Here is a 21321-nt window from a genome sequence, read left to right on the forward strand (position 1 = left end):
CTATGTCTGACACCGCGCGCCCCTTCCCGTCCGGATTCCTGTTCGGCGCGGCGACCGCGGCCTACCAGATCGAGGGCGCGGCCTTCGAGGACGGCCGGACGGCATCCATCTGGGACACGTTCAGCCGGGAACCCGGCGCCGTGATCAACGCCGACAACGGCGACGTCGCGTGCGACCACTACCACCGGTTCCGCGACGACGTCGCGCTCATGAAGGACCTGGGGCTCGACACCTACCGTTTCTCGGTGTCGTGGGCGCGCGTCCGCCCCGACGGCGGAGCGGTCAACCAGAAGGGCCTGGACTTCTACAAGCGGCTCGTCGACGAGCTGCACGGTGCCGGCATCCTGCCCTGGCTGACGCTCTACCACTGGGACCTGCCGCAGGCGCTGCAGGACCGCGGCGGCTGGACGGTGCGCGAGACGAGTGACCTGTTCACCGAGTACGCGCTGAGCGTGCACGACGCCCTCGGCGACCGCGTGCAGAACTGGACGACGCTCAATGAGCCGTGGTGCTCGTCGTTCTTGAGCTACACCGGCGGCATCCACGCCCCCGGGCACTTCTCGATCACCGAGGGCGTCCTCGCGGCGCACCACCTGCTGCTCGGCCACGGTCAGGTCGTGCGCGAGCTGCGGGCACGCGATGCGTCGCTGGATCTCGGGATCACGCTGAACCTCACCGTCGCCGACCCGGTCGACCCGTCCGACGCCGGCGATCTCGACGCGGCGCGGCGCATCGACGGCCAGTTCAACCGCTGGTTCCTCGACCCGATCTTCCGCGGGCAGTACCCCGCCGACATCGTCGCCGACATCCGCGCCGTGGATGCCGGGGCCATCGACGCCCTCGACGCCGCGACCCTGCCGGGCGACCTCGAGACGATCGCCCAGCCGCTGCAGGCGCTGGGCGTCAACTACTACCACGGCGAGTTCGTCGGTGCCGCGCCCGACCCGCATCCGCCGGTCCCGGGCGACGCTCCCACCGACCGGGCGACGGGGTCGCCGTGGCCTGCGGGGGTGGACATCCACTGGCACGAGCGGGGCCTGCCGCGCACCAACATGGGCTGGGAGGTGCAGCCGGAGGGACTCACTCGGCTGCTGCAGCGGGTGTGGACGGAGTACGCCCAGCCGGCGGGCACGGTCCTGTACGTCACCGAGAACGGCGCCGCCTACGATGACGAGCTCGTCGTCGAGGATGGCGTCGGGCGGGTGCACGACACGGAGCGGGTCGCGTTCCTGCGGGGGCACCTCGGTGCGATCGCGGATGCCGCGGAGTCGGGCGTCGACGTGCGCGGCTACTTCTACTGGTCGCTGCTGGACAATTTCGAGTGGGCGTGGGGGTACGCCAAGCGGTTCGGCATCGTCCGCGTGGACTACGACACCCAGGAGCGCACGGCGAAGGACAGCGCGCTGGAGTATCGTCGGGTCATCGCCGCCCGCGCGATCGACGTCCCATCCGCACTTCTTGCACCGAGGTAGGCCTCACGTGAGCATCGACACGCCGCGCGCGGTCGCCACGATCGAAGAGGTCGCCGCGGCCGCCGGGGTCTCGCGTTCGACGGTGTCTCGGGTCGTGAACGGATCGACGGCGGTCAGCCCGGCCGCCCTCGAGGCCGTGCAGCGCGCGATCTCCGAGCTCAACTACGTGCCCAACCGCGCCGCCCGCTCGCTCGCCAGCCGCGCCACGATGGCGATCGCGCTCGTCGTGCCCGAGGACACGACGCGGTTCTTCGGCGACCCGTTCTTCGCGTCGATCGTGTCGGGGATCAACGCGCGCCTCAGCCGCTCGGACTACGTGCTGAACCTCATCATCGCCAGCGACGATCCCCGCGACAAGACGACGGCGTACGTGCGCAGCGGCGCCGTCGACGGGGCCATCGTGGTCTCCCACCACACCAGCGACACGTTCATCGACCGCATCGCCGCCGCGGTCCCGGTCGTCTACGGCGGCCGCCCGGTGCGCGATCGGAAGAGCGCGTACTACGTCGATGTCGACAACGCCGCTGGCGCCCGCGACGCGACGGCGTACCTGGTGGGCAAGGGCTTCCGCCGCATCGGCACCATCACGGGGCCGCTGACGATGCCGGCCGGCGTCGACCGCCTGAGCGGGTTCCGCGAGGCGCTCGCCGCCGCGGGGCTCGAGCCGGTCGCCGTCGAGGACGGCAACTTCACGGCGGATGGCGGAGCCGCCGCGATGCGCCGGATGATCGACGCCGGCGCCGAGCCCGACGCCCTGTTCGTCGCGAGCGACCTCATGGCGCGCGGTGCCTTCGCGACGCTCGGACGCGCCGGCATCCGCGTGCCCGAAGACGTCGCGATCGTCGGCTTCGACGATTCGCCGGTGGCGACGAGCGTCAACCCGCAGCTGACCACGATGCGTCAGCCGTCCCACGAGCAGGGCGAGGCGATGGCCGACATCCTGCTGTCGCTGCTGGCCGGCGGACAGCCGCCGCACGTGACAATCCTGCAGACCGAGCTGGTCCTCCGCGCCTCGGCATGAGGCCGCGGCATGCGGCAGGCATGACCGCCACGGTGGACTCGGTGGACGCGGTGCCGCGCGACCGAGCGGTGGCCGTCAGACGACGGACGCGTGCAGCAGGTTGTTCCACGGGTCGGTGAACGCGACTGTGCGGCCGTCGTCGCGCACTGCGATGCCGTTGTGACGCAGGCGCTCGGTCAGGGCGCCGAGACCGTCGGCATCCGGCAGGGCGAGATCGACGCGACCGAGGCCGAGCGCCGGCATCCGCGGACCCGCGCCGCGGGAGTTCCACACGTTCATGGCCATGTGGTGGTGGTAGCCGCCGGCGCTGACGAACAGGGCCTGAGAGCCGAGCGCCGCGGTCGTGTCGAACCCGAGCGCGTCGACGTAGAACGCGCGCGCCGTCGCGATGTCGCCGACCGAGAGGTGCACATGGCCGATGGCCGCGGCATCCGTCGCCGTCGCACCGTTCGCGGCGGCCTCGGTGAGGTGCTCGGTGAGGAACGCGTTCGGGTCGAGGTACAGCGTGTCCATCTCGACCTGGCCGTGGGTCCACGACCACTCGGTGCGGTCGCGGTCCCAGTACAGCTCGATGCCGTTGCCCTCGGGGTCGGTGAGGTAGAACGCCTGGCTGACGAGGTGGTCGGCGCTTCCGGTGAAGGTGCGCGGCGCGCGCTGGGCGACGGAGTACAGCGCCGCCGCGAGGGCGGGCTGCGTCTCGAAGAGGATCGCGGTGTGGAACAGGCCCGCGGAACCGGCGGGCGCGTGCCGCAGCGCCGGCTCGTGCCGGAGGATCACCAGCGGGCGCCCGGCACGGCCGAGGGTGACGGTGTCGCCGGCGGCATCCTGCACCTCGAGCGTCACGACGTCGCGGTAGAACGCGGTCTGCGCGTCGAGGTCGCCGACGAGGAGGGTGACGGCATCCATCCGCGTGGCCGCGTGAAGGCGGGCGGATGCCGGGGCGAGATCAGTCATGTGTAGCTACAACTAATCCGCGCCCCGGCGCATTCCCGCGGGCTGCGTTACTGCGGGTCGCCGCCGAGCTGGCCGATCGGGACGATGGGGCCGCCGTCGTCGGTGCCGGTGTTGCGCCAGCGGGCGATCGCGTTGCCGCCGTGGTAGATCACGAGGGCCGCGACGGTGCCGAGCACGATCGCCGAGAACGTCAGCGTGCCGAGGTTCATCGTGAAGCCCGCGATCGCGATGACGAAGGCCACCGCGGCGGTGTACTGGTTGACGGGGCGCGAGAAGTCGACCTGGTTGTCGACCCAGATCTTGATGCCGATGACGCCGATGAGGCCGTACAGCGCGGTCGTCGCGCCGCCGATGACGCCCGCGGGGATCGTGTTGATGACCGCGCCGAACGCGGGCGAGAACGACAGCAGGATCGCGAAGGCGCCCGCGACCCAGTACGCCGCCGTCGAATAGACGCGGGTCGCCGCCATGACGCCGATGTTCTCGCCGTAGGTCGTCGTCGCCGAGCCGCCGAACAGGCCCGCGAGCGTGCTCGCGACGCCGTCGGCGGTGAGCGCGCGGCCGGTGTGCCGGTTGATCGTGGGGTCACCGGTCATGGTCGCGACGCCCCGCACGTGGCCGACGTTCTCGGCGATGAGGACGAGGACGACCGGCAGGAAGATCGGCAGCAGGCTCCACGAGACCGGGTCGCCGAACGCGGGGAGGTGGAACTCGGGCAGGCCCACCCAGGCCGCCTGCGACACCGCGTCGAACGACACCTGACCGGTGATCGCCGCGAAGACGTAGCCGACGACGACGCCGAGGAAGATCGAGATGCGTCCGAGGAACCCGCGGAACAGCACGCTGAACAGGATGATCGCGGCGAGGGTGATGGTCGCGACGCCCGGCTGCACGGTGAAGTTGTTCCAGGCCGCGGGGGCGAGGTTGAGGCCGATCAGGGCGACGATGGCGCCCGAGACGACCGGCGGCATGAGCTTCTCGATCCAGCGCGTGCCGATCTTCTGCACGAGCAGGCCCACGAGCGCGAGGATCACACCCGTGACCGCGACGCTGACCATCGCCTGCGTGATCTGCTGCGTCGTCTCGAGGGTCTTACCGCCGTTGTACGCCTGGATCGGGGCGATGAACGCGAACGAGGAGCCGAGGTAGCTGGGCAGCTTGTTGCGCGTGAGCAGCAGGAACAGGATCGTGCCGACGCCCGAGAAGAAGAGGGTCGTCGTCACGGGGAAGCCGGTGAGGATCGGCACGAGGAACGTCGCGCCGAACATCGCCACGACGTGCTGCGCGCCGATCGCGATCGTTGCCGGCCAGCCGAGGCGCTCGGTGGGCGTGACGACGGCGCCGGGCTCGACGGTGCGGCCGTCGCCGTGCAGGGTCCAGATGGGCATGCGGGTGCTCCTCGACGTTCGGGTGGTGGATGCCTGGGGTGGCGGATGCCTGGGGTCAGCGTATCTGGGAGATGGCTGTGAGGCCGGCATCCCGCGCCTCTGGCGTCGAGTGCATCCGGCGTCGAGTGCGCCCGTTTGCGTCGAGAGCGCCCGCTGTTGTGCGCAGATAACGGGCCCGGTGGGTGACAACGGGCGCAGTCGGTGTGCCGGGAGCGGTGCTCAGACCGCGGTGGTGACGACGAGCTTGCCGCGGGTGTGGCCCTGCTCGAGCGCCGCATACGCGGCAGCCGCCTCGTCGAGGGGGTAGGTCGCGGCGATCTCAACGCGCAGCGCACCGTCGGCGACGAGGTGCGCGAGCTCGGCGAGCTGCGCGGCATCCGGTCGCACCCACACGTAGTGGCCGCCGAACTCGCTGCGGGCGCGCGGATCGGCGATAGAGACGACGGTGCCCGCGGATGCCAGGAGGTGAGGCACCGAGTCGAGCGATGCGCCGCCGGCGTAGTCGACGATCACGTCGAAACCCTCCGGCGCGAGGGCGCGCGCCGCATCGACCACACCGTCGCCGTAGGCGATCGGTTCGGCGCCGAGTGAGCGCAGGTACTCGTGATTCGCCGGCGATGCGGTTCCCACGACGCGTGCGCCGCGCAGCACCGCGAGCTGCACGCCGAACGATCCCACTCCGCCCGCGGCGCCGTGGATGAGCACGGTCTGGCCCGACCGCACACCGGCGCGCTCGAGCGACTGCAGGGCCGTGAGCCCCGTCAGCGGCAGCGCGGCGGCCTGTTCGAACGAGACGCCCTCGGGCTTGTGCGCGGCGGTGCGCACCGGCACGGGCATGTACTCGGCGAGCGAGCCATGCTGCACCACGTCGGCGCGGGCATAGGCCAGCACGGCGTCGCCGACGGCGAACTTCGGGGTGTCGAGCCCTGTCTTCTCCACGATGCCGGCGACGTCCCAGCCCGGCACCGCCGGCAGCAGGGTGTCGATCGCGCCGCGCAGGTATCCCTCGCGCACCTTGTAGTCGACGGGGTTGAGGCCCGCGGCCACGACCCGCACGACAAGCGTGTCGGGGCCGTTGTGGGGCATCTCCCGGTCGACGATCTGGAAGCGGTCGTTGCCGCCGAAGTCGGAGTACACGAGTGCCTTCATGTGAGTGCGAACGTTGCCCGCCCGGCATCCATTCCACTGCCCCTCGCCCTCGCCCCGTCGTCTCCACCGCCGACCGGGCCCGTTCGCGTCGAGAGCGCCCGCTGTGGTGCGCGGATAACCGGCCCGGTGGGCGACAACGGGCGCACTCGGCGTCAGAGGCGTGCGCGACGCAGGACGCTGGCGCTACGCGGTGAGCTTCTCGAGGAGTTCGCGGTATTTCGCGGCGGTGCGCTCGACGATCTCGGCGGGGAGCTCGGGCGGGGTGCCGGTCTGGTCCCACGCCGCGGCGAGCCAGTCGCGGACGATCTGCTTGTCGAAGCTCGCCATCCGCTCCGCCGGAGTTGCGCCCGTGGCCCACGCCGCGGCATCCCAGTACCGGGACGAGTCGCTCGTGAGCACCTCGTCGGCGAGGGTCAGCGTGCCTGCGGCATCCACCCCAAACTCGAATTTCGTGTCGGCGAGGATGAGCCCCTTCGCCTCGGCGGTCGCGGCGGCCCGACGGTAGATCGCGAGCGAGGCGTCGCGCAGCTCGGCCGCGCGATCCGGTCCGACGAGCTCCTCGGCGCGTGCGAACGAGATGTTCTCGTCGTGCTCCCCCATCGGCGCCTTGTACGCAGGCGTGAAGATCGGCTCGGGCAGGCGGTCGCCGTCCGCGAGACCCGCCGGCAGCGGGATGCCGCACACCGTCCCCGACACGCGGTACTCCTTCCACCCCGATCCCGTGAGGTAGCCGCGGACGACGCACTCGATCGGGAGCATCTCGAGCTCGCGCACCACCATCGCGCGGCCCGCGACGGCCGCCGGGATGAGGTCCACGACATCGTCGGCGGTGTTCGCCTCGCCGTCGGCCCCGAGGGTCAGCTCGTGCGACGGGGCGAGGTGGTTCGGGATCCGCGGTCCGCCGTCGGCGCCGGCGAGCTGGTCGAACCACCACAGGCTGAGCGTCGTCAGCAGTTCGCCCTTTCCCGGGATGCCGGGGGAGAGCACATGGTCGAACGCGCTCACCCGGTCGCTGGCGACGACGAGCATCCTGTCCTTGGGGATGTCGCCGGCCGGGCGGTACAGGTCCCGCACCTTGCCGGAGTACACGTGGGTCCAGCCGGGCAGGTCGAGAGCAGCATCCGTCACCCGTCCATTATCGCGGGGAGCTCGCGAGCCGTGTCAGCACGGACTCATAGCCGGGCCACAGCGCACGCCTGTGCTGGCGGGTCAGGCTGGGTGCATGATCCCCGAACCCGAGCAGACCCCGGACGGCCCCCGCTATCAGGGCCGCCTCCTCGACCGCCCGGACGACGAGGTCGTCGACCAGGGCGCCGGCTTCGACCTGCGCACGCTCGTCTCGCGCCGCGGCATCCTCGGCATCGCGGGACTGGGTGTCGGCGCGGTCGCGCTCGCGGCCTGCTCGGCGGTGACCGACGCGGTGGCCTCCCCGGCGGCGACGCGCACGCCGACCCCCTCGGCCACCCCGAGCGCGACGTCTGCGCCGACCGCGAGCGACGCCCTCCCGACCGCGGAGATCCCCGACGAGACCGCCGGACCCTACCCGGGCGACGGATCGAACGGCCCCGACGTGCGGGAGCGGTCCGGCATCGTCCGCTCGGACATCCGCAGCTCGATCTCCGGGGCGGGGTGGCCGACGGAGTCCCGTTGCAGTTCACCCTGCGGATCACCGACATGGCGAACGGCGACGCCCCGTTCGCCGGCGTCGCCGTGTACGCCTGGCACTGCACGGCGCAGGGCGAGTATTCGATGTACTCGGCCGGCATCGAGGACGAGACCTATCTGCGCGGCGTGCAGGTGACGGATGCCGACGGTCAGGTCACCTTCACTTCGATCGTGCCCGGGTGCTACTCGGGTCGCTGGCCGCATATCCACTTCGAGGTCCATCCCTCGGCATCCGCGATCACCGACTCCGCAAATGCCATCGCGACCTCGCAGCTCGCCCTCCCCGAAAGCATGCTCGGCGCGGTATATGCACTGGCGGCCTACGACGGGTCGGCGCGCAACCTGTCGCAGGTCACCCTGGCGTCCGACAACGTCTTTGGCGACGACGGCGGCGTGCTGCAGGTCGCGACGGTCACGGGAGACGTGACCGCCGGGTTCGCGGCGACCCTGGTGTGCCGCGTCGACGCGACGACGACGCCGACGGCCGGGAGCGCGCCCGGCGGCGGCGGACCGGGCGGGCGCTGAGCGGGAGCGCGGGGGCGCGGTCGGCCGCACGCGGCGGGTCAGCTACGCGGCGTGATCGAGTCGACGAATGCGTACGCCTCGTCGACGAGGTCGGACCAGGCGGGCGCGTGCGCGGCATCCACGAACGCCCACTCCTTCATGGGGCGACCGCGCATCACGACGCGCCGCGCGGTGCCCTCAGCCTCGAGCTCGTCGATCCGATCGCGGGGGAGTTTCAGCATGAGGTCGGAGTCGTAGCCGACGCAGGCGAACACCTTACCCCGCACGCGCACCCCCTCGACGCCGAACATCGGCCCGAGGTCGACGCCATCGCGCAGCAGAAGCCGTTGCGCAAGGGGGTCGAAGATCTCGTGCGCCTGCTGCTGAGACTCTGCGTCCACGCACCAAACGTACCGCTGGCGCGCGACGCTTTGCACATGAGAGAACTCTCATGCACGAGTCTGGTTTCTCGGGTTCGATCGGGGGTTTTCTGGCCGGTGAATGTCGGTGGCCCTCACCACAATGGAGGGTATGGACCTCCTCACCGCCTCGTTGCATGACCTGCTCGCGCAGGCATCCCAGCTGGTGCGGGATGCCGCCGCGGGACGGGTGTTGGAGCGGGCGACGGAGCATGAACTCGCCCTCCAGGTGTCCGCGATCGGTGACCTGGCTCGTCTGACGGAGGCGCTGCTGGTCGACGCGGTGGGGGAGATCACCCGCCGGTCCGAGCACGGCTGCCGGGACGATTTCATGACCTCACATTTGGGATGTCGGAACGTGACCGAACTGGTCGAGAACCTCACCCGCGTCGACCCGCGCACCGCGACCCGATTGCAGCGCGCCGCCCGCGCCGTCCGGCCGGAGGTCTCCGGCACGACCGGGGAGGTCCTGGACGCGGCGTTCCCGCAGGTCCGCTCGGCGATGCTCGACGGGGTGGTCGGGGTGGACGGGATCCTCGCGATCTGCGAGCCGCTGCAGGCGTCCAGCCCGCGGATCGCCCCGTCGGCCCGGCGGCACGCCGAGGAGATCGTCGTCGCGGAAGCCCGCGGGAAGGGCCCGCACGGGGCGCCCCCGGCATCAGCGGGGATCCTCCGGGTCCACGCACAGGCGTGGGCGCTCGCCCTGGACGCGGACGGTGCCGAACCCCGCGAACGTGCCGCGCTGCGCGCCCGCGGGCTCACCCTCGGGACAGCGACCCCCACCGGCGTCCCCATCCGCGGGACCCTGCTGCCGGAGGTCGCCGCGCAGCTGCAGACCATCTTCGACGCGCACCTCGCCCCGAAGGTCACCTTCGATAACCCTGAAGCGGAAGCCGCGTATGACGACGGGTCGCCGCTTCTCACTGCGGAAGACACCCGCACGAGGGCGCAGAAACAGCATGACGTCCTCGCCGCCGCGCTCAGTGTTGCCGCGTCCAGTGGGCTGCTGCCCACCATCGGGGGTCACGCTCCCACTCTCGTGGTGTCGGTCACCGCGGAAGATCTCGAGTCCGGCCGGGGGTACGCGCACGCGCAGGGGTGTGAGCAGCCGGTGACGGTGTCCCTTGCCCGGCATGTGGCGTGTGCGGGGACGATCCAACGCGTCACCAGCCGTGATGACGGGAGGATCATCCGGATCGATGTCCGCGACCGGGTGTTCAACCGGTACCAGCGGCGCGCGATCGCGCTCCGCGACGGCGGGTGCGTCATCCCCGGATGCGGGGTCCCGGCATCCTGGTGCGAGATCCACCACGTCACCGAACACGCAGGCGGCGGCCCCACCCACACCGACAACGGCGTCCTCCTGTGCTGGTACCACCACCGCTACCTCGACCGCATCGGCTGGCAGATCCGCATGAACCACGGCATCCCCGAAGTCAAAGCCCCCGGCTGGTGGGGAACCGACCACCAATGGCGACCCGCCACCACCTCACCCACCCGACTCCACCGCACCATCCTGAAGACCTGATCTCGATACGCCCGCTCATCCCACGCGGGCACTCGATCACCGGGGGGCGAGGAGGCGCGCCAGAGCCAGCCGGACGAAACGGCATGATCTCGATACGCCCGCTCGTCCCTCGCGCGCACTCGATCACCGGGGGTAGCGCGGGCACGCATCCACCGGAAGGAGCGCGACGCGTCACCGCCTCCTCCACCAGACTCCGACGCGACGTTCTCAAGCCCGACATGGGGGTATAGTCCATGTGGACTAGTCGATACGGAGCAATGATGAAGGATGCCGTCGCACGCCTCACCCCGTTGGGGGTCATGGTGCTCGCGCTGCTGCGCGAAGACGATATGCACCCCTACGAGATGATCCGGCTGATGCGCCAGCGGCACGACGACCGCATCGTCTCGCTCACCAACGGCACGATGTACCACACGGTGGGCCGTCTCGAGCGGGGAGGGCTGCTCGCCGAGGTCGGCACCGACCGGGAGGGAAACCGCCCGGAGCGGACGACCTACACCCTCACCGATGCCGGCCGGCAGGTCGTGCTCGACTGGGTGCGCCGCGAGATCCCGCGGATCGACCGACCGGTCGAGTTCCGCGTCGCGCTCGCCGAGGTCCACAACCTCGAGCGCGACGAAGCCGTCAGCCTGCTGCGCGAGCGCGAGACCGCCCTGGCCGCCTCGCTCGAGCTGCACCAGGGCGGACGGGCGAAAGCGCTCGCCAAGGGCGTTCCCGACCAGTACCTCATCGAAGTCGAGCGGGAAGGCATCCTGCTCGAGGCCGAACTGACCTGGCTGCGCGAGCTCATCGCGCGCGTGGCCGACACCGACTATCCGTGGGGCGATGCCGCCGGCATGCCCACCGACCGTTACCTCGCTCAGAGAGAGGCTGCACGCCGATGACCGATCCCTCGACCACCTCCGGAGCGGCTCCGGAGCCCGCGGGCGCCGCCGCCGCATCCGCCCCCGCATCCGCCCCCGCCGCGCCTGCCGCGTCCGCCGCCGCCGCAACCGCCGCGCCTGCCGCATCCGGGCCTGCCGCGCCCGCCGCCCCCGCACCCGAGGGCAACGCCAACCCGTGGCCCGCCCTCTGGGCGCTCGTCATCGGGTTCTTCATGATCCTCGTCGACACGACGATCGTCTCGGTCGCGAACCCCGCGATCAAGGCCGCGCTCGACCCGACGACGAACAACCTCGACAACGTCGTGTGGGTGACCTCGGCGTACCTCCTCGCCTACGCCGTGCCGCTCCTGATCACCGGACGCCTCGGCGACCGGTTCGGACCCAAGCGCGTGTACCTGATCGGCCTCGCGATCTTCACCCTCGCCTCGCTCGGCTGCGGACTGTCCGGCTCGCTCGAGATGCTCATCGCGTTCCGTGCCGTCCAGGGCCTCGGCGCCTCGGTCATGACGCCGCAGACGATGGCGGTCATCACGCGCACCTTCCCCGCCCACCGCCGCGGTGCGGCGATGGGCCTGTGGGGGGCGACCTCCGGCGTCGCCATGCTCGTCGGTCCCCTCGCCGGCGGCCTTCTCGTCGACGGCCTCGGCTGGGAGTGGATCTTCTTCGTGAACCTCCCCGTCGGCGTCATCGGATTCGTCCTGGCATGGATGCTGGTGCCGAACCTGACGACGCACGAGCACCGGTTCGACGTCGTCGGCGTCGTTCTCAGCGCCGCGGCGCTCTTCCTCATCGTGTTCGGCCTGCAGGAGGGCGAGCACTACGACTGGGCGCCGTGGGTGTGGACCATGCTCGCCGCCGGCGTCGTCGTCATGGCGGTGTTCATCTGGCAGCAGGCGAAGACCAAGAGCGAGCCCCTCGTGCCACTCGACCTCTTCCGCGACCGCAACTTCTCCGTCGCCAACATCGGCATCGCGACCGTCGGGTTCACGGTGACGGCGATGTCGCTGCCGATGATGTTCTTCTACCAGCTCGCCCGGGGCCTCACCCCGACCGAGTCGGCGCTGCTGCTCATCCCGATGGCGGTGCTCTCGGGTGTGCTCGCGCCGTTCGCCGGACGCCTGCTCGACCGCGTCGACCCCCGGATGCTCCTCGTGCCTGGCCTGCTGCTGACGGTGATCTCGCTCTTCTGGTACGCCGCGCTGATGAACCCCGACACCGAGATCTGGATGTTCCTGCTGCCCTCGGCGCTCATGGGCATCGGCCAGTCCGGCATGTGGGGACCGCTGGCGACCACTGCGACCCGCAACCTGCAGCCCCGGCAGGCCGGCGCCGGTTCGGGCATTTACAACACGACCCGCACGATCGGCTCGGTGCTCGGCTCGGCCACGATCGCCGCGCTCATGCAGAACCGCCTCGAGGCGAACCTGCCCGGCGCGTCCGACGCCGGCGGCGACTTCACCTCGGGTCAGCTCCCCGCCTTCGTGGTGCCCGGGTTCTCCGATGCCATGGCGCAGTCGATCCTGCTCCCGGCATCCGTCCTGCTCATCGGCGTCATCGCGGTGCTGTTCATGCAGCGCCCCGCGCACCTCGCGAAGCGCTGAGCCCGCGCTTCCCCATCCGCCGGCCCCTCATCCCCACGTCGAGCCCTCACCCCTGTGCGCGCCTGGGCGTGAGGGTTCGGTGGGGGAGCGAGGGTTCGGCGGGGCCGCGCGCGGGCAGGGACCCGAACCCGTCCCCGAACCCGAAACCGAAACCCGGACTCAGGCGACGGCGGCGGCGATGTCGCGGCGGAAGTGCGCGCCCTCGAGGGTGATCTCGGCCAGGGCGGCGTAGGCGCGCTCCCGCGCCTGCGCGAAGTCCGCGGCGGTCGCCACGACGTTCAGCACCCGGCCGCCCGTCGCGACGAGCGCGCCCTCGCGATCGCGCGCGGTGGCGGCGTGCGCGAGGTGGACGCCGGGGACGGATGCCGCGGCCTCCGTCCCGTCGATGAGGCGACCCGTGACGGGGCTCTCCGGGTATCCCTCGCTCGCGAGGACGACGGTGATCGCCGCCGTGTCGGCGAAGCTCGGCGCGGGCTCGTCCTCCAGATGGCCGGATGCCGCGGCCATCAGCAGCTGCGACAGCGGACTCGTCAGGCGGGCGAGCACGACCTGGGTCTCCGGGTCGCCGAACCGCGCGTTGAACTCGATGACCTTCACGCCCTGCTCGGTGAGGATCAGGCCCGCGTAGAGCAGACCGATGAAGGGGGTGCCCTCGGCATCGAGCTGCCGGATCACCGGCTCGGCGACCTCGCGCGTGACCTGCTCGACGAACGCCTGCTCGCTGCCGAACCGATCGGCCAGCCACGGCAGCGGGGAGTATGCCCCCATGCCGCCGGTGTTGGGACCGGCGTCGCCGTCGTACGCGCGCTTGAAGTCCTGCGCGGGGCTGAGTGCCCGCACGGTGTCGCCGTCGCTGACGAAGAACAGCGACACCTCCGGGCCGGAGAGGAACTCCTCGACGAGCACGGGGCCGGAGGGAAGGTACGCGTCGGCGTGGGCGAGGGCGGCGGCGCGGTCCTCCGTGACGATGACGCCCTTGCCGGCCGCCAGGCCGTCGGCCTTCACGACATACGGTGCGCCGTACGCGTCGAGTGCGGCTTCGACGTCCGCGCGGGTCGCGGCGCGGGTGGCCTGCCCGGTCGGGACGCCCGCGGCATCCATCACCCGCTTCGCGAACGCCTTGGAGCCCTCGAGGGCGGCGGCGGCGCGTGCCGGCCCGAACACCGGGATGCCGCGCTCGCGCAGCGCATCGGCGACCCCTGCGACGAGCGGCGCCTCGGGGCCGATGATCACGAGGTCGATGTGCTCGTCATTGGCGTAGTCCGTGACGGCGCCCGGGCTGTTCGCATCGAGGCCCTCGGCGATGGCCGCGTCGGCGGCGATCCCGGCGTTGCCGGGCGCCGCGAACAGCTCGTGGCCGGCATCCTCCCCCTTCAGCGCGAGGAGGATGGCGTGCTCGCGGGCACCGGAACCGAGGACGAGAATGCGCACCCGGCCAGCCTACCGACGCGGGCCGCGCACTACCGTGGAGGGATGGCCCGCAAGATCTCCACCGAGGACGGTCGCGCCGCGCTGTCCGCCGTTGCCGGGGCGGCGGATGCCGGCGCCACACCCGCCCGCACCGATCTTGGGACCGCGGTCCGCTACCTCCTGCAGCTGCTCGCGGAGAAGGCGCCGGGCAACACCGTCGAGGTGCGGGTGCCCCCGTTCGGCGCCGTCCAGGTGATCGAGGGCCCGCGGCACACCCGCGGCACCCCGCCGAACGTCGTGGAAACGGATGCCGCGACGTGGATCGCCCTCGCCACGGGCACCGAGGCGTGGGCGGAGGCCGCGGCATCCGGTCGCATCCTCGCCTCGGGCACCCGCGCCGATCTCGCCGCCCTGCTGCCGCTGCGCCCCTGACCCGCCCGGCCCCTCCCGCCCGGCCCCTGCCGCCCCGGGCGCCGCCCAGACCCGACCCTCCCGCCCGGGCCCCCGCCGCTGCGCCCCTGACCCGCCCTATCGTGGTCGGGTGATCAGAATCGCGACCATCGGGACCAGTGTCATCACCGAGACTTTCGCCGACGCGGTCGCGGCGGCTGAGGTCGGCGAGGGCATCGCGATCACCGCCGTGACCTCCCGCGATGCCGCCAAGGCCCGCGCCTTCGCCGACCGCATCGGGCTCACGACGGCCACCGCGACCGACGACCTCGACGCGCTCCTGCGCAGCGGCGCCGTCGACGCGGTGTACATCGCCTCGCCGAACGGCGCCCACGCCGCGCAGGCGCGCACCGCCATCGCCGCCGGCGTGCACGTGTTCGTCGAGAAGCCCGCGACGACGGCGTCGGCCGAGTGGGACGAGCTGGTCGCGGCGGCCCACGCCGCCGGCGTCGTCGTGTTCGAGGGGATGCGAAACGTCTACGACCCCGGCTTCGCCGCCCTCCGCGACGTGCTGCCGGAGCTCGGGACGCTCCGTCGCGCCTCGTTCTCATACTGCCAGCGCTCCGCCCGCTACGACCGCGTCCTCGCCGGCGAGACTCCCGCGATCTTCGATCCGGCGCTCGGCGGCGGTGCCCTCTGGGACCTGGGCGTCTACCCGATCAGCGCCATGGTCGCGTTGTTCGGCGAGCCGGATGCCGTGGCCGCGGTCTCCCCGCGCATCGCCACGGGTGTCGAGGGCGCGGGCACGGCCCTCCTCGCCTACCCCGGCGCGGCCGGCGACGGCATGATCGGCGAGGTCACCTACTCCAAGATCACCCGGTCGGACGTCCCGAGCGAGATCCAGGGTGAGCTCGGCACGCTCGAGATCGACCACATCGCCCAGCCGCGGCATCTCGTGCTCACGACGATCGACGGCGCGCGGCGCGAGATCCCGATCGACGCCGCGGCGAACAACATGCGGTACGAGGTCGAGCGCTTCGCCGCGCTCGTCGCGGGCGCCGACCCGGCCGCCGATCAGGCGCGCACGGCGGGCGTGCTCCGGGTGATCGAGCGCATCCGCGCCGACGGGATTCTCGTCTGACGGCGCGGACCGTGGCATCCGGGATCGACCTCATCCGCATCCAGCAGATCGTGAACACGGAGGACTGACATGGCAGACACGAAGAGCGGGTTCAGCGCCGACGAGCGCGCCGCGATGAAGCAGCGCGCCGAGGAGCTGCGCGCGACCAAGGGCCTGAAGGGCGCCGCGAAGCTCGCCAAGGAGCTCGAGGCCTGCGTCGAGGCGATCGAGGCCCTCACCGGCGTCGACGGCGATCTCGCCCGCGCCGTGCACCGCATCGTCGGCGACGTCGCGCCGCACCTCAACCCGAAGACGTTCTACGGCTTCCCGGCCTATGCCGCCGACGGCAAGGTCGTGCTGTTCGTTCAGCCCGCGTCGAAGTTCGACACCCGGTATCCGACGCTGAACTTCGACGAGCCCGCGCACCTCGACGACGGACCGATGTGGCCGGTCTCGTTCGCGGTGGTCGAGGTGACGGATGCCGTCGAGAAGCGCATCCGCGACCTCGTCGCCGCGGCGGTGGCCTGAACCCGGCGGGGGCACGGCGGACGGGACGACCTAGACTGGAGGGGTTTGATCCCTTCCCGTCTGGATGAGCCCCACGTGACCGATGCAGCAGAGCGCGCCTTCGAGGTGCGCCACGTGCAGCTGGGCCGTGCCCTGCTGGCTGCCGTCGCCGCCGTCATGGTCACCTTCTCCCCGGACCATTCGGCCGGCGTGGGACTGGCGATCTTCAGCGGCTGGGCGATCGCGACCGCGCTGATCCTCCTGATCGCGGCCTGGCTGGTCTACCCGCAGGGCCGTCGCGGCGCCCCGATCCTCCTCGGCGCGCTGACGCTCGTCGCGGGCATGATCACGGGTCTTCCCGGCATCCGCTCGGTGACGCTGTTCTTCGTCGTCGTGATCGTCTGGGCGCTCGCGACGGGCGCCGCCGAGCTCGCCGTCGGCATCCGCTCCCGCCGCGCCGAGGGACCCGCCCGCGACGAGGCGCGCGACCGCATCCTCATCGGGGCGTTCACCCTCGCGCTCGGCGTCGGACTGCTGCTGGTGAACCCGGCCTACAGCCTGGATTACTTCATCTCCGACGCGAATCAGACGTTCACCCTCACGGGCATCACGATCGGCGTCGGCCTGTTCGGCGGCTACGCCGCGATCATCGCCGTGTTCCTGGGCATCGCGGGGCTCTCGCCTCGCCGCCCGGCCACGGTGGAGGAGTCCGCATGACAGACCAGCGCCCCACCCGCCGCGACCTGCTCAAGCCCGTGCAGCTGCTGGGCTTCGCATTCGCAGCCGCGGCCTTCGGCGGCATCATCGCCCTCGTGTCGATGGGCTTCTTCCAGGACCTCACCGGCCCCGAGCGCGAGCACGTCGTGGTCGTCTCGCTCGTGGTGGCGGGCATCTCCTTCATCGCGACGCTGGTGATCATCGCGCTGCTGATGCTCGCCGTCGACCCGGCGCAGATCACGCAGGAAGTCGACCGCGGCGTGCTGATGGACGAGCCGGATGCCGCGGCATCCGCCACCGGCGACGACGACGCGACGCCGGGCGCCCCGACCGCGCACTGACGGCGGGCGCCTGACCGCGCGCGCGGCCGGCGCGCCCGTCGCCCGGCGGCCCGCCGACCGAACGGCGCGGGCCGTTCGCGTTCCGAAAGCAGGCTGAATCGGCCGCGGCAGGCGCTGCGGCGCCCGTTCGGTTAGGTTCAGCCTGCTTTTGCGACGCGCGGCGGGTCAGACCCGGTCGACCAGCGCGTCGGCGAGGCCGATGTAGCCGGCCGGCGTCAGCGCCAGCAGGCGCTCCTTCGCCTCGTCGCCGATGTCGAGGCCGCCCACGAACTCCGCCAGCTCGGGGCCGCCGACGCGGCGCCCGCGGGTCAGCTCCTTCAGCAGCGCGTACGGGTCGGTGATCTGCGAGCGCCCGGCGACGATCTCGGCGCGCACGACGGTCTGGATCGCCTCGGCGAGCACCTCCCAGTTCGCGTCGAGGTCGGCCAGCAGCACGTCGCGGCTGAGCGAGATCTCCTTGAGGCCGCGCTGCAGGTTGTCCAGCGCCAGTAGGGAGTGGCCGAAAGCGACGCCGATGTTCCGCTGCGTCGTCGAGTCGGTGAGGTCGCGCTGCATGCGGCTCGTCACGAGCGTCGAGGCGAGCGTCGTGAACAGACCCGCCGCGATCTCGAGGTTCGCCTCGGCGTTCTCGAACCGGATCGGGTTGATCTTGTGCGGCATGGTCGACGACCCGGTCGCGCCCGCGACGGGGATCTGGGCGAAGAAGCCCATCGCGATGTACGTCCAGATGTCGGTCGCGAGATTGTGCAGGATGCCGCCGGCGTGACGCACCCGGTCATACAGCTCGACCTGCCAGTCGTGCGATTCGATCTGCGTCGTCAGCGGGTTGAACCCGATGCCCAGGCCCTCGATGAACGTGCGCGACAGCTCCGGCCAGTCGATGTCCGGGGCGGCGGCGAGGTGCGCCGACCAGGTGCCGGTCGCGCCGGAGAACTTCGCGAGATACTCGCCGCCCTCGATCTGCGTCGCGACGCGCTCGAGACGCCACGCGAAGACGGCGAGCTCCTTGCCCATCGTCGACGGCGTGGCGGGCTGGCCGTGCGTGCGGGAGAGCATCGCGGCATCGCGGTGCTCGCGCGCGAGCGCCGACAGCGCCTCGATCACGGCGCGCAGCTTCGGCAGCCAGACGTTCTCGACGGCGCGGCGGACGGTGAGGGCGTACGCCGCGGAGTTGATGTCCTCGCTCGTGCAGGCGAAGTGGGTGAGCTCGGCGACGGCGTCCAGGCCCAGCGACGCGAGCCGGTCGCGGACGAGGTACTCCACGGCCTTGACGTCGTGGCGGGTGACCGACTCGGTCGAGGCGAGCCAGTCGATCTCGGTCTGCCCAAAGTCGCGGTACAGCGCCCGCAGCTGCTCCTGCTGGTCGGCGGTCAGCGGCGCCGAGCCGAACAGCGACCGGTCGGTCAGTGCGATGATCCACTCGACCTCGACCTCGACGCGGGCACGGTTCAGCCCCGCCTCCGACAGGTAGTCGGACAGCCCTGCGACGGCGCCGCGGTAGCGGCCGTCGAGGGGGCTCAGGGGCTGGTCGGCCAGGGTGGCCGAAGCCTTGGGGGTCGCTGTCGACATGGCACGGGCTCCGATCGCAGGGTGGGGTCGGCGTGCGAGGGCGCTCACGACGGAGGTCGGATCGCCGGTTCGAGCTGCCGGAAGAGCGCCCGGCTCGCGCTCTCGATCATACCGAGCACCTCGTCGAACATCGGCGGCCCGGCATAGTAGGGGTCGGGCACGTCGAGGTTGCCGCCCGCGCCGGGGTCGAACGACAGCAGGAGCGCGAGCTTGTCGGCATCCGCCTGCGTGCGCGCCCAGCTGGACAGGATGCGCTCGTGCGACCGGTCGAGCGCGACGACGAGGTCATGGCGGTCGAAATCGTCGAGCGTGAACTGCCGCGCGCGGTGGCGGGCGCCGTCGTAGCCGCGACGGGCGAGCGCATCGAGGGTGCGCGCGTCGGCGCGCTCGCCGACGTGCCAGTCGCCGGTGCCGGCGCTGGCCGAGACGACGTGCGTGCCGAGGCCGGTGCGGTCGGCGAAGCCGCGGAAGACGATCTCGGCCATCGGCGACCGGCAGATGTTGCCCGTGCACACGAACAGCACGCGGAAGGGCTCGACACTGCGGGGCACCCGTTCATTCTGGCCGAGGTCGCCCGGTGTGCACAGGCCGGGAGGTCATCGCCTCCTCCCCAGCGGACCATCCGCGCCGATTGTCCACCGATCGGGGTCGCCCGCGCCCACGGCCGGCGGCGCGCGGGCACGCTGGCAGGCATGCACCCCTCGTCGTCTCCCGCTGCCGATGCCGTCCTCGCCGCGCTCGCCGCCGCCCGCGGCCTCGTCCGCGATGCGCGGGCGGATGCCGCCGACCTGCGGCTGCGCGCGATGGGCATCGCCGACGGCACGCGGTGGCGCTCGCGCGCGGCCGATGACTACCGGGCCGCCATGCACGAATTCATCGCGCGCCTCGACCGGCTGGTGTCCGAGCTCGGCGCGTGCGACGGCGACCTCGCCGACATGCAGCGGACCGAGTCCGCCGCCGCGCTGACCGGGGTGAGCCCGTGACCGGCCCCGATGACATCGAGATCTCCAGCGGCGGCGCGGTCGCGGTCGACACCGAGAGCCTCCGCGGTGCGGCGGCTCAGCTGCGGTTGCTGGCGGACGGGTGCGAGCGCGTGCGCGACGGGCTGGCCCGCGCCGAGAGCGTCATGATGGTGCAGGGCCGGCGGTTCCTGTTCACTCCGACGAGGGAGGCGCGGGAGTGCGCGGAGGCCGCCGCGGCCGTCGCCGGCGGCCTGACGATGCTCGCCGACACCTACGAGTACGTGGAGCTGTCGGCCCAGGCCGAGGCGGCCCGCGCCGGCGGCGACGTGCGGCTGGCCGAGATGCTCGAGAAGCGCCGGCGCGAACTGGCGGGATTCGATCCGGAGCTGCCCGCGCGCGCCGAGCAGGTCTCCGACGCGTGGCGCCACGGCCGCGACGACGCGCTCACGACCCACCTCGGCCGCTACGCCTTCCTCCTCGGCGGGGGACTGGGCAGCTTCCTCGTCGGACCGGCGTACGTCGGCCTCATCGACCGGGTCGGCCGCGGCACGCCCTCGGCGCCCCCGACGGGGGAGCCCCGCCGGATCGAGCTCACCCCCGTGCGCGAAGGGCGGACGACGGCGCCGGACTCGGTGACGGCGCTCGCCCGCCGCATCCCCTCCGGTGACGGCCGCGTGCGCGTGGAGCGCTACCGGCGGGCCGACGGCTCGCGGGAGTTCACCGTCTACGCCGCCGGAACGCAGCGGATGCTCCCGGGGGCGGAGCCGTTCGACATGGCGTCGAACCTCGAGCTGTACACCGGGGCGCGGTCGACGTCGTACGACGCCATCACGCAGGCGTTGACGGATGCCGGGGCGCGCCCCGGTGCGACCGTCAACCTCGTCGGGTACTCGCAGGGCGCGATGGCGGTGACGGCGGTCGCCCTGTCGGGGACGTACGAGGTGCCGATGCTCGTCACGTTCGGCAGCCCGGTGCAGGCCGACGTGGGGGAGGGCACGCTCAGCGTCGCCCTCCGCCACGGCGACGACCTGGTGTCGGCGCTCGCCGCCGGCGGGCTCGCGGGCGGCGCGGGGGCGGCGGGCAGCTTCGTCGCCGAGCGGACGGTGGCGAGCCCCCTGACGCAGGACGGTCTGCTGGTGGCGCCGCACATGATGGGCGAGTACCTCGAGACCGCGCGGGCGCTCGACGACTCGACCGACCCGCGCATGGCCGCCGTCCGCGATCGCCTCGCCGGCTGGGGGGACGCGGCATCCGCCGACGTCACGGTCTACGCCGCGACGGAGTGAGGCGCCTCAGCGGCGCTTCAGCTGCGGGCGCAGGATGATGCCGAAGATCCAGTTGATGAGGGAGATGACGAGCGCGGCGACGACGCCGAGCCAGAAGTCCTCGACGCGCAGCCCCCAGCCCCACCAGTGGGTGAGCCACGCCGTCAGCCACAGCAGGAACCCGTTGATGACGAGCGAGATGAGCCCCAGGGTCAGGATGTACAGCGGGAACGCGATGATCTTCACCACGGTCCCGATGATCGTGTTGACGATCGCGAAGATCGCCGCGACCGCGAGCAGGGTGAGCACGAGCTGCAGCGTCTCGCCCGGCGGGAACGGGATGACCGTGACGCGGAGAGCCGCGATCAGAGTGACGACCCAGATCGCGAAGGCGTTGACGATGACGCGGATGAGGAAGCGCATAGTGCCGCCAGTCTGACACGGCGGCGGGGCGC

General features: G+C 71.9%; 21 protein-coding genes and 1 pseudogene. 13 read left to right on the forward strand and 9 right to left on the reverse strand.

The annotated features are described in order from the left end of the window. The first annotated feature begins 2 nt into the window (after positions 1 to 2). Entirely contained in the window at positions 3 to 1472 is a 1470-nt protein-coding gene (locus tag JOD60_RS02885) for a GH1 family beta-glucosidase (RefSeq protein WP_076688395.1), read from the forward strand. Positions 1473 to 1479: 7 nt separating this feature from the next. Then, a complete protein-coding gene (locus tag JOD60_RS02890) occupies positions 1480 to 2493 on the forward strand; it encodes a LacI family DNA-binding transcriptional regulator (protein WP_076688397.1) in 1014 nt (337 codons plus the stop codon). A gap of 75 nt (positions 2494 to 2568) precedes the next feature. Here the strand turns inward: JOD60_RS02890 and JOD60_RS02895 are convergent, their stop codons facing one another. The 4 genes from JOD60_RS02895 to JOD60_RS02910 form a co-directional block, all read right to left on the reverse strand. Then, on the reverse strand, positions 2569 to 3447 hold the full coding sequence (locus JOD60_RS02895; protein ID WP_076688399.1) for a VOC family protein: 879 nt from the start codon (positions 3445 to 3447) through the stop codon (positions 2569 to 2571). Between the two features lie 47 nt (positions 3448 to 3494). After that, on the reverse strand, positions 3495 to 4835 hold the full coding sequence (locus JOD60_RS02900; protein WP_076688401.1) for a uracil-xanthine permease family protein: 1341 nt from the start codon (positions 4833 to 4835) through the stop codon (positions 3495 to 3497). Between the two features lie 219 nt (positions 4836 to 5054). Further along, positions 5055 to 5984, reverse strand: coding sequence for an NADP-dependent oxidoreductase (locus JOD60_RS02905; RefSeq protein WP_076688403.1), 930 nt, complete (start codon positions 5982 to 5984; stop codon positions 5055 to 5057). Positions 5985 to 6167: 183 nt separating this feature from the next. Continuing rightward, positions 6168 to 7112, reverse strand: a complete 945-nt coding sequence (locus JOD60_RS02910) for a phosphoribosylaminoimidazolesuccinocarboxamide synthase (protein WP_076688405.1) — start codon at positions 7110 to 7112, stop codon at positions 6168 to 6170. Positions 7113 to 7206: 94 nt separating this feature from the next. Here JOD60_RS02910 and JOD60_RS02915 point away from each other — a divergent pair. Beyond that, a pseudogene (locus tag JOD60_RS02915) lies at positions 7207 to 8174 on the forward strand (intradiol ring-cleavage dioxygenase). Between the two features lie 38 nt (positions 8175 to 8212). Here the strand turns inward: JOD60_RS02915 and JOD60_RS02920 are convergent. Then, positions 8213 to 8554: a hypothetical protein gene (locus tag JOD60_RS02920; protein ID WP_076688407.1), complete on the reverse strand. Its 342-nt coding sequence runs from the start codon at positions 8552 to 8554 to the stop codon at positions 8213 to 8215. 130 nt (positions 8555 to 8684) lie between these two features. On the opposite strand from JOD60_RS02920, the gene JOD60_RS02925 reads away from it, so the two are divergent. The 3 genes from JOD60_RS02925 (at position 8685) to JOD60_RS02935 (ending at position 12585) form a co-directional block, all read left to right on the forward strand. Continuing rightward, on the forward strand, positions 8685 to 10100 hold the full coding sequence (locus tag JOD60_RS02925) for an HNH endonuclease signature motif containing protein (protein ID WP_076688409.1): 1416 nt from the start codon (positions 8685 to 8687) through the stop codon (positions 10098 to 10100). Between the two features lie 257 nt (positions 10101 to 10357). Next, entirely contained in the window at positions 10358 to 10984 is a 627-nt protein-coding gene (locus tag JOD60_RS02930; protein WP_307823839.1) for a helix-turn-helix transcriptional regulator, read from the forward strand. Beyond that, positions 10981 to 12585 (forward strand): DHA2 family efflux MFS transporter permease subunit, encoded by a 1605-nt coding sequence (locus JOD60_RS02935; protein ID WP_084201861.1) that lies wholly within the window; start codon positions 10981 to 10983, stop codon positions 12583 to 12585. Before JOD60_RS02930 ends, JOD60_RS02935 begins: the two co-directional genes overlap by 4 nt. Positions 12586 to 12744: 159 nt before the next feature. On the opposite strand, the gene purD is transcribed toward JOD60_RS02935, so the two are convergent. Further along, positions 12745 to 14016 carry a phosphoribosylamine--glycine ligase gene (purD, locus tag JOD60_RS02940; RefSeq protein ID WP_076688411.1) on the reverse strand — a complete coding sequence of 424 codons (1272 nt, stop codon included), beginning with the start codon at positions 14014 to 14016 and terminating at the stop codon, positions 12745 to 12747. A 42-nt stretch (positions 14017 to 14058) separates the two neighbouring features. On the opposite strand from purD, the gene JOD60_RS02945 reads away from it, so the two are divergent. From JOD60_RS02945 to JOD60_RS02965, 5 genes are all read left to right on the forward strand, one after another. Continuing rightward, positions 14059 to 14427 carry a sterol carrier family protein gene (locus JOD60_RS02945; protein ID WP_076692019.1) on the forward strand — a complete coding sequence of 123 codons (369 nt, stop codon included), beginning with the start codon at positions 14059 to 14061 and terminating at the stop codon, positions 14425 to 14427. Positions 14428 to 14536: 109 nt separating this feature from the next. After that, the gene (locus tag JOD60_RS02950) at positions 14537 to 15526 is read left to right on the forward strand and encodes a Gfo/Idh/MocA family protein (RefSeq protein ID WP_076688413.1); all 990 of its coding nucleotides are present in this window, start codon (positions 14537 to 14539) and stop codon (positions 15524 to 15526) included. 69 nt (positions 15527 to 15595) lie between these two features. Further along, complete coding sequence (locus JOD60_RS02955) at positions 15596 to 16033, forward strand: hypothetical protein (RefSeq protein ID WP_076688415.1); 438 nt, start codon at positions 15596 to 15598, stop codon at positions 16031 to 16033. A gap of 75 nt (positions 16034 to 16108) precedes the next feature. Continuing rightward, entirely contained in the window at positions 16109 to 16729 is a 621-nt protein-coding gene (locus tag JOD60_RS02960) for an acyl-CoA synthetase (RefSeq protein WP_076688417.1), read from the forward strand. Continuing rightward, positions 16726 to 17070, forward strand: a complete 345-nt coding sequence (locus JOD60_RS02965; protein ID WP_076688419.1) for an amino acid transporter — start codon at positions 16726 to 16728, stop codon at positions 17068 to 17070. The genes JOD60_RS02960 and JOD60_RS02965 overlap by 4 nt, the downstream gene beginning before the upstream one ends. 165 nt (positions 17071 to 17235) lie before the next feature. On the opposite strand, the gene purB is transcribed toward JOD60_RS02965, so the two are convergent. Both purB and JOD60_RS02975 read right to left on the reverse strand, forming a co-directional pair. Continuing rightward, positions 17236 to 18639, reverse strand: a complete 1404-nt coding sequence (purB, locus tag JOD60_RS02970) for an adenylosuccinate lyase (protein ID WP_076688421.1) — start codon at positions 18637 to 18639, stop codon at positions 17236 to 17238. A 44-nt stretch (positions 18640 to 18683) separates the two neighbouring features. Beyond that, on the reverse strand, positions 18684 to 19124 hold the full coding sequence (locus JOD60_RS02975; protein WP_232321798.1) for a low molecular weight protein-tyrosine-phosphatase: 441 nt from the start codon (positions 19122 to 19124) through the stop codon (positions 18684 to 18686). 207 nt (positions 19125 to 19331) lie between these two features. On the opposite strand from JOD60_RS02975, the gene JOD60_RS02980 reads away from it, so the two are divergent. Beyond that, the gene (locus JOD60_RS02980; protein ID WP_076688423.1) at positions 19332 to 19622 is read left to right on the forward strand and encodes a hypothetical protein; all 291 of its coding nucleotides are present in this window, start codon (positions 19332 to 19334) and stop codon (positions 19620 to 19622) included. Continuing rightward, complete coding sequence (locus tag JOD60_RS02985) at positions 19619 to 20887, forward strand: hypothetical protein (protein ID WP_076688425.1); 1269 nt, start codon at positions 19619 to 19621, stop codon at positions 20885 to 20887. The genes JOD60_RS02980 and JOD60_RS02985 overlap by 4 nt, the downstream gene beginning before the upstream one ends. A 6-nt stretch (positions 20888 to 20893) precedes the next feature. Here JOD60_RS02985 and JOD60_RS02990 read toward each other — a convergent pair whose 3' ends face one another. Next, the gene (locus tag JOD60_RS02990) at positions 20894 to 21289 is read right to left on the reverse strand and encodes a phage holin family protein (protein ID WP_076688427.1); all 396 of its coding nucleotides are present in this window, start codon (positions 21287 to 21289) and stop codon (positions 20894 to 20896) included. Positions 21290 to 21321 lie beyond the last annotated feature (32 nt).

Source organism: Microbacterium aurum, assembly GCF_016907815.1.
GTDB lineage: Bacteria > Actinomycetota > Actinomycetes > Actinomycetales > Microbacteriaceae > Microbacterium > Microbacterium aurum.